Below are 15198 nucleotides of genomic sequence, written 5' to 3'. Positions count from 1 at the left end.
CCTCACCCCTCATCCTTCAGCGTGACCAGCATCGCGCCGTCGCCTTGCCGCTGATCGGTGTCGCGCAGGTTCGAGAGCGCGCCTTCGCGATGCAGCGCCGCGCGCAATCGATCCGGATCGGCTGTGGCAATTTCAACGGTCAGCACACCCGAAACGTCACGCCGGGCGGAAATCAGCCTGTCATCGTCGGGAAGCGCAACCGCGATCCGATCAATCGTCACCGCCATGCCCGGTCGGTCGATCAGGGTATGCAATGCATCGCGCCGGCCGCGATATCCGGACCATTCCCGCAGCGCGCCCTGCGCTTGCGCGGCCAACCGCTCGCGCGCCCCGATGGCGGAACGCGCCTCCATTCCGGCGAGCAGGCATACCGACACCGGCACGCTGGCGATCAGGAAAGCAATCGCCCCCGAAAACATCCATTCACGCCGCGTCACGGGAATCAGTGCGAAGAATTGCGGACGAGACCTCGAGCGCGCCGCGCCGCGCAGTCGCGCTACGACTTTTCCTGAAAGGCTCTGCGTCGGTGCGTCGTCGCTGATGCGCGCGGGGTCCGAAGGCGAATCAGGTTGGCGCATGCCAATCCTAAAGCAGGTCCGGACACCGCCGGTTCATCACCAACGCCATCGGGTCAATCGCGACGGCTGACCACGTTGGCGGTGCCGTTCGCCTTTATCTGGACCAGATGCCAATCCCCGCCCGAACATTGGGCACGCCAGCTATCGGGTCCCGCATCGGGATAGGCTTCGGATTTGACCACACCCTGGCAGGGCATACCAGCATCGCGAATCGCCCGGATCATCACGACGTTGCGTTCCTGTTCGGTCATGGCGGCAACCTTTGCCGCCACATTGTTTTCAGGCGAGATCGCTTCGGTACCCTGGCTGTTTTCCGGGGGTGCGGGTTCGCTGCTGCAACCGGCAAGCAAAAGCGCCGTGGCAGCGAAGGCAAGCAAGGACTTCATTGTCGCTCCTGATCCGTTCACCGTTGATACGCACGTAAAAAGGTTCTCGTTCCATGTTCGACGCGCTCGCGCACGCTTTCTTCATCGATCGCCGGACGAACGGCGAATTTCAGTTCCACCTCGATAAAGCCGCGCCAGAGAACCAGCAAATCCTCCGCCGCACGCAGCGGATCGTCGCATGTCAGGATGCCGTCATCGCATGCTTCCTGCAACACCGCGGCAAGCCGCGCGCGCGATTGCCCCGGCCCAGCTTCGAACATGCGTTTGCCAAGCGAAGGTACCTGAGCGAATTCCTGGCCCATCACCCGATCGAGCGCGACATGATTGGGCCGCGTCAGAAATTTCGTCAGCTTCAGCCCGAACGCATTCAGCCGCTGTTCCAGCCCTTCGCTCGACCCGTCGCCGACATCGAAGGCTTCCGCCATGCGTCCGATTTCCTTGCGGACGCATTTTTCGAAAAGCGTCTCCTTGTCGCAAAACCGCTTGTAGACGGTGACTTTCGAGACCGACGCATTGGCGGCTATCTCTTCGATCGTGGTTCCGGAAAACCCGCGTTCGAGAAACAGATCGCGCGCGGCCTTCATGATCGCCTGATCCTTGGCGGGATCGGGCGGTCGGCCGGCGCGGGAGCGCTTGGGGGCGCAGCACTGTTTTTCGCTATCGGACAATCGTATCTCCCTGGCCGGCGCATGAACCCTTATCGTTGGTCATGCAAACGACAATCCAACAATACGCCCACGATACCGCGGTTTCGAAGGCTTTGTCGCAAAAGCAATCCTTTGACGCGCGTCGAAAACGGTTGCACGGCTCCGGTCGATTTGCTCCAAAACTATCAGGACGCGGCTGATCAGGCGATGAACGGGGGAGTACGCAATTGACGGCGACAGGCAACAGCGCCGCCGATCTGCCCACCGACTTTCCCGATGATCGCGCGCTGGCGGGCGCGCATCACATCTTGTTGAACGACCATTCGATCCAGTTCGACCTGCCCGCCCATGTCGAAAAACGCCCGCCGACGCCCCAATGGCTGCGCTGGCTGATCGATTCGATCGGCGATTTCGTACAATGGGTGGGACCGGCATGGAAATGGATACTGATCGCGGTGGGCACCGCGCTGCTGATCACGCTGTGCCTGGCGATCTTTCCGACCTCGCGCCGATGGATCGCCGGGCTGCTTCATTCCCGTCGTCGCGGCGGTGAAACACCGGTCGAAGGCTGGCGTCCCGACAGCGAAACCGCGCATTCGCTTCTGGAGGAAGCGGACCGGCTCGCCGCGCAGGGAGCGTATGACGCGGCGGTACGCCTGATCCTTCACCGGTCGATCGAGGATATCGGGCGGTGGCGCGGCGACCTCCTCCGGCCATCCTTCACCAGCCGCGACATCGCCGCGCTGTCCGCGCTGCCGGGCCGCGCCGCAACGATATTCGCGGACATTGCGGCAAGCGTCGAGAAAAGCCTGTTCGCCCGTCACCCGCTTGGCCGTAGCGATTGGGAACGCGCGCGCAGCGAATATGCCGATTTCGCGCTGAAACCCGCATGAGCGAAACCGAAAACGCCAATCCCTTCGCACCCCGCCTGACGCTGGTCCTGATATCGGCGGGGGTGGTGCTGGGCCTTGCCTTTCTGCTGCTGAGCGGTTTCAGGACCGAATTGTCGCACAGCCTCGACCAGCCGCCGCCCGGCGATGCGCGCAGCGGCGACGGCTTTTACGCGATCAGGCGACTGATCGACATCATGCCCGAAGGGAAATCCTTCTCCGTCGAACGCGAAGCTGATCTGGGTGCAAGCGCGCTGCTGATCCTGACGCCAGAGGCGGACACGCGCGCCGAGGATGTCGAACATGTCCTGATGGCGCGCACCAATGGCCAGCGGCCGACATTGATCATCCTGCCGAAATGGGAAGTGCGTCACCCCCCGCTGACCCGGAACAGGGCCGAACGCACCGGGCTGGTCAGTCTGTCGGCCCTTGGCGCGATGTTGCCGATAAAGAACCTTCGCGTCGGCCGCGCGCCCGCCCAGCCGGTGTTCGCCGATACCCGTTTCCTGCGCCAGTCGCCGCCAGAACCGCGCGTCGTCATACAAACGATCAGCGGCGATTCGCTGGTACCGCTGATCCTGACCCGCGACCGGGGTGCGCTTCTGGCGCGTGTGGCAGGCAGCGCCGTCTACATCCTTGCCGATCCCGACCTGATGAACAATCAGGCATTGAAAAGCGAAGCTGGCGCGCGCGCCGCGCTTCACATCATCGCCGCGCTCAATCCCGACGATCCGGGCTATGTCGGGTTCGACACCACGCTGCACTATCGTCCGGGCGAGCGGAACCTGATCAAGCTGATGTTCACCCCGCCCTTCCTTGCCGTAACCATCGCGATGCTCTTTGCCGCGCTGCTCGCCGTGCTGGCCACTGCGGTGCGGTTCGGGCCGGTGCTGCGCGAAGGCCGGGCGGTCGCGCCGGGCAAGCGCGCGCTTGCCGACAATATCGCCGCGCTCACCCGGCTTGCCGGAAAAACGCATCGTGCGGGGGTAGCCTATGCCGACTGGGTGCGTGACTGGACGGCGGCGCGGCTACATGCGCCGGGCGGGCTGCCCCCGGCGGAGCGCGCCGCGTTTCTTGACCGGCAGGGAAAGGCGGATGGCGATCGTTTCACCGATCTTGCGGCACGCGCGGCGGGCGCGCGAACCGATGCGGCGCTGCTCGACGCAGCCCGCGACCTTGATAGCTGGCGAAGGGAAATGACCGAATGACCAATGTTCGCGATCTGGGCGAAGCGATGGAGCGCGAAATCGGCAAGGCGGTGATCGGAGAAGCGCCGATCGTGCGCTTCCTTGCCATCGCGCTGTTTTCGGCGGGCCATGTCCTGCTGGAAGGACCGCCGGGTACGGCCAAGACGCTACTCGCGCAAAGCTTCGCGCGCACGCTCGGCCTCGATTTCGGTCGTATCCAGTTCACCCCCGACCTGATGCCCGGCGACATTATCGGATCGAACCTGTTCAATTTCCAGACGTCCAGCTTTGAACTAACACGCGGACCGGTCTTCTGCGAACTTCTGCTCGCCGACGAGATCAACCGCACACCGCCCAAGACGCAGGCCGCGCTGCTCGAAGCGATGCAGGAACGCCGCGTGACCATCGATGGCCGTACCGAAACGCTGTCCGACCGGTTCACCGTGCTCGCGACCCAGAATCCGATCGAGCAGCAGGGGGTCTATCCGCTGCCCGAGGCCCAGCTCGACCGCTTCCTGTTCAAACTCGCGATCGATTATCCGGACGCGGATGCGGAGCGCGCGATCGTGGCGCAATATGGCGCGCGCAGCGGCACGCCGCGCCCTGAAGACAGCGGCGTGGCGCAAGTCGCCGATGCGCGCGAAATCGCCGAAGCGGTGGCGGCCGTGCGGCAGGTGACGCTGGTCGACGAAATCGTCGGCTATGTCGTCGATCTGGTCCGGGCAACGCGCGACCACCCCGATCTCGCCACGGGAGCCAGTCCGCGCGCGGCAGCCGCGCTGGCCAGCGCGGCGCGGGCGGCGGCGGCGCTCGAAGGGCGCGACTATGTCATTCCCGACGACGTAAAGCTGCTCGCGCTCCCGCTGCTTCGCCACCGAGTGATCCTTTCGCCGACCGCGGAGATCGACGGGCGGCGCACCGATGACATCGTCGCCGAACTGATCGAGCGGGTGGAGGCGCCGCGTTGATCTATCCCACGTCCCGCGCGGTATATTGCGTTGCGGCCGCCGCGCCGGCGGCGCTTGCGCTGGGCGTGATTTTCCCCGCCGGATGGGCGGTCATCCTGGTGTGGATCGCTTTGGTGGCGGTTCTGATCGTCGCGGATGCGCTGCTTGCCAGCCCCATATCCGATCGTGCGCTGACGATCGACGCGCCGGGTACGATCGCGGTGGGCGAACGGATCGAGCTGACACCGCCGGCGCTGCCGCACACCCGGTTCGCGGCGCGCGTCGCCCCGCCACTGACGCCCGAAAGCACCGGCCCCGGCTTTATCGCGCTGCGCCGTGGCCGGGCGATGATTGAGCGCGTCTGGGCGCGGCGACAGGGGCCGCTGGGCTTTGCCTGGCGGCAGGCGAGCCGACGCATCGACCAGCCGGTAATCATCACCCCCGACCTTGCCCCCGTTCGCGAACAGGGGATGCGCCAATATCTGCGCAGCACCCAGCGCGGCGAGCGAATGCGCCCCGAAAGCGGCGACGGAACCGAATTTCAGGCGCTCACTGATTTTCAGCCGGGCATGGAGCGGCGCGCAATCGACTGGAAGGCGTCGGCACGGCATTTTTCGCTGCTCGCGCGCGAATATCGAACCGAACGCGACAACAGCATCGTGCTGGCGATCGATGCCGGGCGCGCCATGGCCGATCCGATCGCGGGAGTGCCGCGTGTCGACCGCGCGGTGTCAGCGGCCTTGCTGACCGCCTTTGTCGGGTTAAAATCGGGCGACAGCGTACGATTATTCTCCTTCGCCGCCCGGCCGCAGGGTGACAGCGGCACGCTTTCGGGCGCACGCAACTTTGCGCGGCTTCAGCAAAGCGCCGCGGCGATCGATTACAGCGCGGATGAGAGCAATTACACGCTGTCGCTCATCACGCTCGACGGACGGTTGCAACGGCGATCGCTCGTCATCCTGTTCACTGAATTCACCGATCCCACCGCCGCCGAACTGATGGTCGCCGCTGCCCGGCGAATGTTGAAGCGTCATCGCGTGCTGTTCGTCCTGTTCGAGGATGTCGAGCTGATTGAAATGCAACAACAACGCCCCGCCAGCGCCGACGACGTGGTGCGCGCGAATGTCGCAACCACGCTGCTTCGCGAACGGCGGATCGTGATCGAACGGCTGCGCCGGCACGGCATCGATGTGATCGAGGCGCGGCACGACGCGCTGCCGCTCACGCTGGTCGAACGCTATCTGCACGTGCGGGAGCGAGCATGACCGACGCTGCCGCCCCGCTGTTCACCGCACATCATTTTCGCCTCGAACGCGAAACCGACTGGGCCGAGCTCGAATCGCTGCTCGACCGGGTGGAGAAAAAATCCCCCAAAAAGCTGAGCGAGGACGAACTGATCGCGCTGCCGCGGCTTTACCGCACGACCTTGTCGGCATTGTCGGTCGCACGCGAAACCTCACTCGACGCGGCGATGATTGCCTATCTGGAGAGCCTTTCCACCCGCGCCTATTTTATCCTGTACGGCTGCCGCGATCCCTGGTTGCGGCAGGTGACGGGCTTTTTCCGCATCGGCCTGCCATCCGCCGTTCGCGCATTGGCACCGGAAATCATCGTCATCACGCTGTTGCTTCTCGCCTCGATCTTCGCCGGGTATCAGCTTGTCGCGCACGATCCGTCCTGGTTTTACGCGATGATTTCCGAACCGATGGCGGCGGGGCGCGACATGCAGGCGTCGACGCAAAACATGCGCGCATCGCTGTACGATCCACCGCAAAGTGGCGGGCTGGAAATATTCGCGACCGCGCTGTTCACGCATAATTCGCAGATCGCGATCCTTGCCTTCGCGCTCGGCTTCGCGCTCGGCATTCCGACCATCCTTCTGGTGGCGCAGAACGGCGCGATGCTGGGGGCCTTTTTCGCTGCCTATATCCCGCACGGGCTGGGCATCGGTTTCCTCGCCTGGGTTTCGATTCACGGCACGACCGAATTTGGCGCGATCATTCTCGCTTCGGCGGCGGGGCTGCATATCGGACGCGGCGTCGCCTTTCCCGGCAGGCGCAGCCGGTTCGCCGCCGCCGCAGATGCGGGCAAACGCGCCGCGCTGGTCATGATCGGGGTGGTGCTGATGCTGCTGGTGGCGGGGCTGCTGGAAGGATTTGGGCGGCAATTGATCCGCACGGACACAGCGCGGCTGTCGATCGCGGGAGCGATGATGCTGTTATGGATCACCTATTTCAGCTTTGCCGGACGGCGTCGTCATGGCTAGGCCGGGGCGCGATCGATCACTGATCCGCCGCCTTGTAACGCCTGAAGGGGTGCCGCTGCACCTGAATTTGGCGAGCGCGGGGGCACGTGCCAGCGCCTTCATCATCGACATGCTGTTGATCGCGGCGATCCTGATCGCGCTGACGTGCCTCGCGCTTTTCGGATTCTATCTGATCGGCAACAAATATCCCGGCATTGTGCTGGTCATCTGGCTGATCGGCTTTTTCCTGCTGCGCAATTTCTATTTCATCTGGTTCGAAAGCGGTCGCCGCGCGGCGACATGGGGCAAGCGTCGCATGGGGCTTCGCGTAATCGCTCGCGATGGTGGGCAGCTTACTGGCGCGGCGGTCGTCGCGCGCAACATGATGCGCGAGGTGGAGGTCTTCCTGCCGCTGATGTTCCTGGGGTTCGGCGCGGCGGAAGGGTTCGTCGATCGCTGGACGATGATTGCCGGGTTCGGCTGGGCGTGCCTGTTCCTGTTCCTGCCGGTGTTCAATCGCGACCGGCTGCGCGCGGGCGATCTGATCGCCGGCACCTGGGTCGTGGAAAATGCCCGGCGTGACCTCGGCATCGATCTGGTTGCGCAAACGGGACGAAGCGCCGATGCGGCCGGGTTCAGCCAGGCGGAACTGGAAGTCTATGGCCAATATGAGCTTCAACGGCTGGAGGCGGTGCTTCGCGAAGGCAATGCGGAAGCGATCACCACCGTCGCCGACGTTATCCGCGGCAAACTGAACCGCTGGGACCCGATCGGCGACCGCGCCTTCCTCGACGCCTATTATGCGCAGACCCGCGCCCATTTCGAACGCGGCCTGCTGATGGGCAGGCGCAAGCGCGACAAGTTCGACACCAGCGCCTGACCCACCGCCCTATTGGTCGGCGGGAAGCGCCTTCCACGCCGTTACGAACGACCGGGCCCGCTCCGCAATATCGGATGGCGATACGCCGGGTTTGTAGAGCGCCGAGCCGATGCCATAGCCCCGCGCGCCGACGGTATGCCATTGATCCATCGTATCGGGCGCGATGCCGCCAACAACGAAGACCGGCATTTCGGACGGCAATACCGCGCGCTGCGCCTTCAACACCTTCGGACTGGCGGCTTCGGCGGGGAAGAGTTTCAGTCCGCTTGCCCCGGCCTCGATCGCCGCAAAGGCTTCGCTTGGCGTGAAATAGCCGGGCAGCGCAACCATTTGCGCTTCGGCGGCGGTGGCGATGACGCTGGCATTGACATTGGGTGACACGATAAGCCGCCCACCGGCGGAACGGACGCTGCGCACGTGTTCGACGCTCAGCACCGTGCCCGCGCCGATCAGTGCGTCGTCACCGAACCGCTTCGCGAGCCGTTCGATGCTGTCGAACGGTTCGGGCGAATTGAGCGGCACCTCGATCATCGAAAAGCCGTTTTCGATCAATGCCTCCGCAATATCTTCGACCTCATGCGGTGCGACGCCGCGCAGGATCGCGACCAGCGGACAGCGCGCCATGGCAGCGGTGAGTTCGGGATGGTCTGTCATCGGGCGAGGCTCCATATTCTTGCGATTCCGGCCGCAAAGGCGGCGTGACTGTCGATACGTTCGGCGTTCGCGCCGAAATAGCGGATGGCAGCGCAATAAAGGTCGCCCAGCCCCGGATCGGCAAGCACCTGCACATTCTGGCCCGGGGTCAGGCGCTGTTCGCGCACATCGGTGCCGATCAGCAAGCCGCTGGCATGCGCCGCGATATCGGCCTTGTCGCGAAGGTCGAGCAGTGCGCTGGCGCGTTCGCCGAAGAGGTTGCCGAGCAGCGCACCTTCGTCCGCCGCCGCAAGACCAGCGTCGAACGCAGCGCCGGGCCGCACGTCGCCGCCAAGATAATCGGCAAGCAGGCTGTGCCGACGCAGCAGCGCAAACAATTCGCCGGTGACCGTGGTGCGAAACCGTTCCAGGCGTCCGCCCGCCATATACGCCCATTTGCAATGGGTGCCCGGCTGGCATAGCAGCGAATCGGCAGGGGCCAGTCCCGCCGCGACCGCGCCGAGAAGTTGCACCTCCTCACCACGCATGACATCGCCACGCTGCCCATCGACATGGCTTGCGCCCGAAACAATGGCAGTGCGCCCCGGCTCGACCCAGCATAGCTGGCGCGCAAGATCGTCGATGGTGACGGGGCATGGACGATATCCCGCGTCCGCCCAGCCGCGCACCGATCCGACCATTCCTGCGCAAAGAATCGGCAAATCGCCGAACCGTTGCCGGATCGCGGCGGCCTCTTCGCCGAAACGCCCCGGTTCGACCGCGGTCAGGCCGCGATCATCGCGTTCGGTTTTCAGCACGGTGCCCTCACCGCTCATCATATAGGCGCGGCGATTGGTGGTTCCCCAATCGACCGCAATAAACGCTGCTTCTGTCATCGATTAACCATCAGTTTGCCTGTTTCGGGATTGCGCCGGACGATCACTTCAGTGCAGCGGTGATGAAAAAGATGCACTGCCAATCCTTTACCTTCGCTCAAGCGGCGCTTGCAATTGGCGCCAAATGTATATTTATAAGATTTATTTATGTCTGATTGGAGCGTTATAAATGGCTCTCGACCCCGTCGAAATGCGCAGTTCGCTGGGCCGCAACCTGACGTACGGGATGCTGGACCATCTGGGGAAGCAGATTGTGACGGGGGCTTTCGAAGACACCCCCTTTCCCACCGAAGCCGAGCTTTCCAAGCAGCTGGGCGTCAGCCGGTCGGTCACGCGCGAAGCGGTGAAGATGCTCACCGCCAAGGGACTTTTGAGCGCCCGCCCGCGGCAGGGAACGCTTGTTCAGCCCGCCGCGTCGTGGAATTTGTTCGATGCCGATGTGCTGCGCTGGTTGCTCGACCGCAAATTCTCGATCGAACTTCTGGCGCAGTTCAATCAGCTGCGAAGCGCGATCGAACCCGCTGCGGCTGCGCTTGCTGCGCAGGCGGCCGATGCGGACGGAATAGCCGCGATCGACGCCGGCTATGCCCGCATGGTTGCCGCCGAAGCCGGGGAGGATGATACGCTTGCCGCCGACATCGCTTTCCATCTCGCCATATTGCGCGCTTCGGCCAATCCGTTTTTCGCCCAGTTTCGCGATGTGGTGGCGACCGCCCTGCAAACCTCGATCCGGTTCACCAACCGGATAAAGGGGCGCACCGCCGACCTGGAAGCGCACCGGGCAGTGAAGACCGCGATCGAAACCCATGATTCGCAGGCGGCGCACCGTGCAATGGCCACGATCATCGGCGACGTTATGACTCTGATCGCGGACAATCCTTCGCTTGGCGCGTCGGCGGAGGCCGATTGAGTGCTGGACCATTGGCCTTGTCATCAGGTTCGCAAATTCCAATCCGGACATTTGTTCGCACAAAGCATATATATCGTACAAATAAAAGCCGTCGTGGATTTTGCATTTCGAAATTAAGAAAGGCGTTTGCCGGGGGCACTTGCGGCAATTCGCCTTGCCATCGGTGCACTCTGTCCCATCCTGTTGCACTGCACCAACAGCCAGTTGACCTTGGGCGGCGCTGGGGGCAAGTCGGGCGCGCTAACGTCCGGGCGGAGACCAGAAGATGCGCATTACAATGATTGGCACCGGCTATGTCGGGCTTGTTTCCGGGGCATGTTTCGCCGATTTCGGCCACACCGTAGTGTGCGTCGACAAGGATTCGGGAAAGATTGACCGGCTGCACCAGAACATCATGCCAATCTATGAACCCGGCCTCGATGCGCTGGTTGCCTCGAACGTGAAGGCAGGTCGCCTGTCGTTCACCACCGATCTGGCCGAAGGCGTCAAGGATGCCGACGCCGTGTTCATCGCGGTCGGCACGCCCAGCCGCCGGGGTGATGGCCATGCCGACCTTTCCTATGTATTCGCCGCCGCCGAGGAGGTGGCGCGTGCACTGACAAAGCCTGCCGTAATCGTCACGAAGTCGACCGTGCCGGTGGGAACCGGCGATGAGGTCGAGCGCATCATCGCAGAAGTCGCACCGGACAAGGGCATCAAGGTCGTATCGAATCCCGAATTTCTGCGCGAAGGCGCGGCGATCGAGGATTTCAAACGCCCCGATCGCGTGGTCGTCGGCGCTGAGGATGAGCAGGCGGTGCAGGTGATGAGCGAAATCTATCGCCCGCTTTCGCTCAACCAGGCCGCGCCGGTGCTGTTCGTGGGGCGGCGCACCTCTGAACTCATCAAATATGCCGCCAATGCGTTTCTGGCGGTCAAGATCACCTTCATCAACGAAATCTCCGACCTTTGCGAACAGGTGGGCGCCGATGTGCAGCAGGTTGCGCGTGGTATCGGCATGGACAAGCGCATCGGTTCGAAATTCCTGCATGCCGGTCCCGGCTATGGCGGTTCGTGCTTCCCCAAGGACACGCTCGCGCTGCTCAAGACCGCGGCCGATAACGATACGCCGGTGCGGATCGTTGAAGCCACAGTGCAGGTCAACGAGGCGCGCAAGCGCGCGATGGGGCGCAAGATCATCAAAGCGATGGGCGGCGATGTTCGCGGTAAAAAGGTCGCGCTGCTCGGGCTGACATTCAAACCGAATACCGACGACATGCGCGATGCGCCCAGCATCTCGATCGTGCAAGCGCTGGAAGATGCCGGCGCGAAGGTGCACGCCTATGACCCGGAAGGGGAGGAACAGGCCCGCCCGCTGATGCCGAACGTCGAATTCTGCACCGGACCATATCAAGCGGCGGAAAATGCCGATGCGCTGGTAATCGTCACGGAATGGGACGAATTTCGCGCGCTCGACCTGAAACGCATGGCACGGACGCTCAATCAGCCGCTATTGGTTGACCTGCGCAACATCTATCCGGCGCAGTTCGCGCAGGATGCGGGGTTTACCATCGTCAGCGTGGGCAAACCCGCGATCGATACGCCCGCGCATCTTGAGGCGGTGGCGACATCGGCCGCCTGAAACGGTATTGCGCGCCCGAACAATCGAACAGGGGACTCTTTCGTGACCACGATCAAGCCACTTCGCAAAGCCGTCCTGCCGGTCGCCGGTCTCGGCACCCGCTTCCTTCCCGCCACCAAGGCGATTCCGAAGGAAATGCTGACCGTGGTCGACAAGCCGCTGATCCAATATGCAGTCGAAGAGGCGATCGAGGCGGGGATCGAGGAGATCATCTTCGTGACCGGTCGCGGCAAGGGCGCGCTGGAGGACCATTTCGATATTTCGTTCGAACTGGAAACCACGATGCGCGCGCGCGGCAAATCGCTTGCCCCGATCGAGCATATCCGCATGGCGCCCGGATCACCGATGTATGTCCGGCAGCAGGAACCGCTTGGCCTGGGCCATGCGGTCTGGTGCGCCCGCCATATCGTCGGCGACGAACCCTTTGCCGTGTTGCTGCCCGACGAACTGATGGTCGGCACGCCCGGCTTCCTGAAGCAGATGACCGACGCCTATTACGAACTGGGCGGCAATGTGATCGGCGCGCTGGAAGTGCCGGAAGCCGATACGCACAAATATGGCGTCATCACACCTGGCGAACAGCGCGGCCGCGTGACCGAGGTGAAGGCGCTGGTCGAAAAGCCGGAACCGGGCACCGCGCCGTCCAACCTGATGATCCCGGGCCGCTATATCCTTCAGCCCGAAGTGATGACCATCCTGAACGATCAGGACAAGGGCGCGGGCGGTGAAATCCAGTTGACCGACGCGATGGCCAAGATGATCGACAAACAGCCGTTCCATGGCTTCACCTTTGACGGCGAACGCTTCGATTGCGGCGACAAAACAGGCTTCATCATGGCGAATTTCAGCCTCGGCCTCGACAATGACGCGATCGGCGAAGACCTGCGCGCCTTCGCTCGCGAACGGCTGGGCAGAGCCTGAGCGGCAGGACCGGACGGCAGGCGAGGCGCGACAAACGGCATCCCGTTGAAACCGCCTCGCTGGATTGCCGGTCGTCTCGCCGCATCGATTGGAATGAGCGGTTCGATCATTGAGCGGTATCCCGAATTGTCTTTAAACTGGACGCCCCTTCGTATCGACCGGTCAGCGCGCCGCTCCCCCGCCTCCACGCGGCGCGTGCAAACACGGAGCATGGATTGATGGTGTCTCGTTTGTTCGCGCTCTTCACGGCCCTCATTACGGCGGGCCTGTCGCATATGCTGGCGGCGCGCGGCGTCGATTGGATCGAACTGCCGGCACTGATCGTCGCGTTGTTTCTGATTGTGTCGGCCGCGTTGCCGAAACGCTGGGCGGGACTGGAAATCCGGCGTGCGGTTTTCATCATCCAGACGCTGGTCGCGTTGGGATCCGCGTTGTTCAACATTCTGGTCCACCGCAACCTCGGGGCGGCATGTGTTCTCATCGCGGTGTCCGCACTGGGCGTCGCCGGCGCACTGATTGTCGCGGACGAGGTGAAGAAACGCCGTCAGCGCCAAAGATATGCCGCCTATTTCCGTAACTAGCCGACGATACGACGGGGCACTTGGTCCGGAAAAGGCGCATCTCGGTTGCGGCAAGCCCCTTTTACGCGCGCGGCAGCTGGTTGGTCACCATGATGATCGTCCTCGCCCTTGTCGGCTCGGCCTGCTTCGTCGGCGGCCATGCTGTCGCTGATAGTGGAAAACCAGGCGGGAAGCAGCGTCCAGCATAGCGCCAGCGCAGCGATAGCCGCGCCCGGCGCCACTCCTTTCCACACCCCCGACATCGGTCGGGTCAAAAGGATGATGACGATCGCGCCCAGAATTTGCGCGAATGCGAATATCGACGCCAGCAGGGGCGAATCCCCGCCAAACGCCATAAGCTGAGCGTAGATGAGTACGACAAGCAGCGTTGCCGCAACCGAATCGTCCCATGGCAACCGGCGGCGACGAACGCGGTGACCTCATATCCATCCGGCATTCGCCTCCCCGCCCCATCGGCGCATGCATCCGTCCCGTCGCGAACAGCTTGCCATTTGCATCTATATTGTCCCACGGGGAACCACACATCGCATATGGTATCAACCGCCGTTTCGCTGCTAATCGATTTCGCACATGCGAACGGACGCTTTCTTCCGAACGAGGTTTTGATGGTCTGGATATGTCTTGCGGCCTTGTTTGTCTTACTGTTCCAACATCCTTATCTGACCTACCCCTTGTCGCTTCGGCTGTTTCGCACTGCACCATTGCGAAAGACCGGAACCGGTTCGCCCCTGTCAGCGACGCTGGTCTTCTGCGCCTATAACGAAGAAGCCAGCATGGCGGAAAAGATCGCCAATCTGCGCGAACTGAAGGCCAGAACGCCCGAACTTCAGTTCAAGGCCTATGTCGATCTGAGCACCGATCGCACGCTTGAGATGCTGCGCGAACATGGCGACCTGATCGACGTTGTCGGCGCGACGAAACGCACCGGCAAGGCGATGGGAATGCGAAAGCTGGTAGGCATGATTTCGACCGATATCGTGATCTTCACCGACGCCAACGTCCTGCTTGACCCGGACGCGGTTCCCGCGCTGCTCGATCACTTCGCCTGCCCCGATGTCGGCGGGGTCTGCGGCACGCTGATCTACGTAAACCCTTCGGACAGCGCCACTGCAACGGTGAATTCGGTCTATTGGCGGCTTGAAGAGCGAATCAAGAAAGAGGAAGCGCGTTCAGGGTCGACCATGGGGGCCGACGGATCGATTTTCGCGACCCGGCGGGCCTATTATCCGGAAGTCCCCGCCCATCTTCTCGACGATTTCATCGTATCGATGTCGACCGTATTTTCGGGGCTGCGGCTGATCAGCGCGTCGGATGTTTGCGCCTATGAACGACTCGCCGCCTCCAGCAGCGATGAATTTCGCCGCAAACGACGGATCGCATGCCGCGCCTATTCCAGTCATCTTCACGTCGCGCCGCAGCTCGCCAGAATGTCGTGGAAAAACAAATATAAATATTACAGTCATCGCTGGCTTCGCTGGTATGGCGCGGCAAGCGCGACCATCGCGACCATATTCGCGTTGATCGGTATCGGCGATCTGTTCGGCGCGGCATGGTTCGGCGGCGCGCTCATCCTAATCATTCTGGGCGCGGCGACACTTTTCTATTCGCTGGTGCCGGGCCTTTCGAAATTCTCGGAAATGGCAAAGGCCATCCTGGCGACGATGCTGGGCATCACCGACGCCTGGCGCGGGAAACGATATCAAACGTGGCAGCCTGTACAGAACAGGTGATTGTCGCGTTGAAACTTGCTAGCATTACAGTTGCACTTTAGATTTTAGATGGGCCCGTCTGGCTGCGGCTTGATGCGATCGTCGCCAACACGACCAGGCGATGATGTAGGCGGGTTCGATCTGGCGCTGAGCGAGCTTGTGGGCGA

At 62.8% G+C, this 15198-nt stretch carries 17 protein-coding genes; 11 read left to right on the top strand and 6 right to left on the bottom strand.

Features of this window, described 5'->3' with window-relative positions; all coding sequences use genetic code 11:
• Positions 1 to 2: 2 nt before the first annotated feature.
• From KY084_RS05385 to KY084_RS05375, 3 genes are read right to left on the bottom strand one after another with little or no spacing between them, the layout of a single operon-like run.
• Positions 3 to 578, bottom strand: coding sequence for a hypothetical protein (locus KY084_RS05385; RefSeq protein WP_219237430.1), 576 nt, complete (start codon positions 576 to 578; stop codon positions 3 to 5).
• Positions 579 to 631: 53 nt separating this feature from the next.
• Entirely contained in the window at positions 632 to 964 is a 333-nt protein-coding gene (locus KY084_RS05380) for a hypothetical protein (protein WP_219237429.1), read from the bottom strand.
• 17 nt (positions 965 to 981) lie between these two features.
• Positions 982 to 1632, bottom strand: coding sequence for a TetR/AcrR family transcriptional regulator (locus tag KY084_RS05375; protein WP_219237428.1), 651 nt, complete (start codon positions 1630 to 1632; stop codon positions 982 to 984).
• Between the two features lie 206 nt (positions 1633 to 1838).
• Between KY084_RS05375 and KY084_RS05370 the strand changes: the two genes are divergently transcribed.
• The 6 genes from KY084_RS05370 to KY084_RS05345 are packed head-to-tail and all read left to right on the top strand — an operon-like array spanning position 1839 to position 7760.
• On the top strand, positions 1839 to 2504 hold the full coding sequence (locus tag KY084_RS05370; RefSeq protein ID WP_219237427.1) for a hypothetical protein: 666 nt from the start codon (positions 1839 to 1841) through the stop codon (positions 2502 to 2504).
• Positions 2501 to 3709 carry a hypothetical protein gene (locus KY084_RS05365; RefSeq protein ID WP_219237426.1) on the top strand — a complete coding sequence of 403 codons (1209 nt, stop codon included), beginning with the start codon at positions 2501 to 2503 and terminating at the stop codon, positions 3707 to 3709. The genes KY084_RS05370 and KY084_RS05365 overlap by 4 nt, the downstream gene beginning before the upstream one ends.
• Entirely contained in the window at positions 3706 to 4656 is a 951-nt protein-coding gene (locus tag KY084_RS05360) for an AAA family ATPase (protein ID WP_219237425.1), read from the top strand. Before KY084_RS05365 ends, KY084_RS05360 begins: the two co-directional genes overlap by 4 nt.
• Complete coding sequence (locus KY084_RS05355; protein WP_219237424.1) at positions 4653 to 5900, top strand: DUF58 domain-containing protein; 1248 nt, start codon at positions 4653 to 4655, stop codon at positions 5898 to 5900. The genes KY084_RS05360 and KY084_RS05355 overlap by 4 nt, the downstream gene beginning before the upstream one ends.
• Entirely contained in the window at positions 5897 to 6901 is a 1005-nt protein-coding gene (locus tag KY084_RS05350; protein ID WP_219237423.1) for a stage II sporulation protein M, read from the top strand. Before KY084_RS05355 ends, KY084_RS05350 begins: the two co-directional genes overlap by 4 nt.
• Positions 6894 to 7760, top strand: a complete 867-nt coding sequence (locus KY084_RS05345) for an RDD family protein (RefSeq protein ID WP_219237422.1) — start codon at positions 6894 to 6896, stop codon at positions 7758 to 7760. The genes KY084_RS05350 and KY084_RS05345 overlap by 8 nt, the downstream gene beginning before the upstream one ends.
• 9 nt (positions 7761 to 7769) lie before the next feature.
• Here the strand turns inward: KY084_RS05345 and KY084_RS05340 are convergent, their stop codons facing one another.
• Together KY084_RS05340 and KY084_RS05335 are read right to left on the bottom strand one after the other, a co-directional pair.
• A complete protein-coding gene (locus KY084_RS05340; protein ID WP_219237421.1) occupies positions 7770 to 8414 on the bottom strand; it encodes a 2-dehydro-3-deoxy-6-phosphogalactonate aldolase in 645 nt (214 codons plus the stop codon).
• Complete coding sequence (locus KY084_RS05335; protein WP_219237420.1) at positions 8411 to 9289, bottom strand: 2-dehydro-3-deoxygalactonokinase; 879 nt, start codon at positions 9287 to 9289, stop codon at positions 8411 to 8413. Before KY084_RS05335 ends, KY084_RS05340 begins: the two co-directional genes overlap by 4 nt.
• Positions 9290 to 9458: 169 nt before the next feature.
• On the opposite strand from KY084_RS05335, the gene KY084_RS05330 reads away from it, so the two are divergent.
• The 4 genes from KY084_RS05330 to KY084_RS05315 all read left to right on the top strand — a co-directional run bounded on the left by KY084_RS05330 (position 9459) and on the right by KY084_RS05315 (position 13322).
• The gene (locus tag KY084_RS05330; RefSeq protein WP_219237419.1) at positions 9459 to 10199 is read left to right on the top strand and encodes a FadR/GntR family transcriptional regulator; all 741 of its coding nucleotides are present in this window, start codon (positions 9459 to 9461) and stop codon (positions 10197 to 10199) included.
• Between the two features lie 265 nt (positions 10200 to 10464).
• On the top strand, positions 10465 to 11820 hold the full coding sequence (locus tag KY084_RS05325; protein ID WP_219237418.1) for a UDP-glucose dehydrogenase family protein: 1356 nt from the start codon (positions 10465 to 10467) through the stop codon (positions 11818 to 11820).
• Positions 11821 to 11862: 42 nt separating this feature from the next.
• Positions 11863 to 12741, top strand: a complete 879-nt coding sequence (galU, locus tag KY084_RS05320) for a UTP--glucose-1-phosphate uridylyltransferase GalU (protein ID WP_343227958.1) — start codon at positions 11863 to 11865, stop codon at positions 12739 to 12741.
• A 218-nt stretch (positions 12742 to 12959) separates the two neighbouring features.
• Positions 12960 to 13322, top strand: a complete 363-nt coding sequence (locus KY084_RS05315) for a hypothetical protein (protein ID WP_219237417.1) — start codon at positions 12960 to 12962, stop codon at positions 13320 to 13322.
• Here KY084_RS05315 and KY084_RS05310 read toward each other — a convergent pair.
• Positions 13319 to 13657 (bottom strand): hypothetical protein, encoded by a 339-nt coding sequence (locus KY084_RS05310; protein ID WP_219237416.1) that lies wholly within the window; start codon positions 13655 to 13657, stop codon positions 13319 to 13321. The two genes, KY084_RS05315 and KY084_RS05310, sit on opposite strands and share 4 nt — an antisense overlap.
• A 366-nt stretch (positions 13658 to 14023) precedes the next feature.
• Here KY084_RS05310 and KY084_RS05305 point away from each other — a divergent pair, with 366 nt between their 5' ends.
• On the top strand, positions 14024 to 15052 hold the full coding sequence (locus KY084_RS05305) for a glycosyltransferase (protein ID WP_219237415.1): 1029 nt from the start codon (positions 14024 to 14026) through the stop codon (positions 15050 to 15052).
• Positions 15053 to 15198: the final 146 nt, after the last annotated feature.

Origin of the sequence: Stakelama flava, from assembly GCF_019351405.1 — a bacterium.
Taxonomy (GTDB): Bacteria; Pseudomonadota; Alphaproteobacteria; order Sphingomonadales; family Sphingomonadaceae; genus Sphingomonas; species Sphingomonas flava_A.
This window is presented reverse-complemented; position numbering and strand designations above follow the sequence as displayed.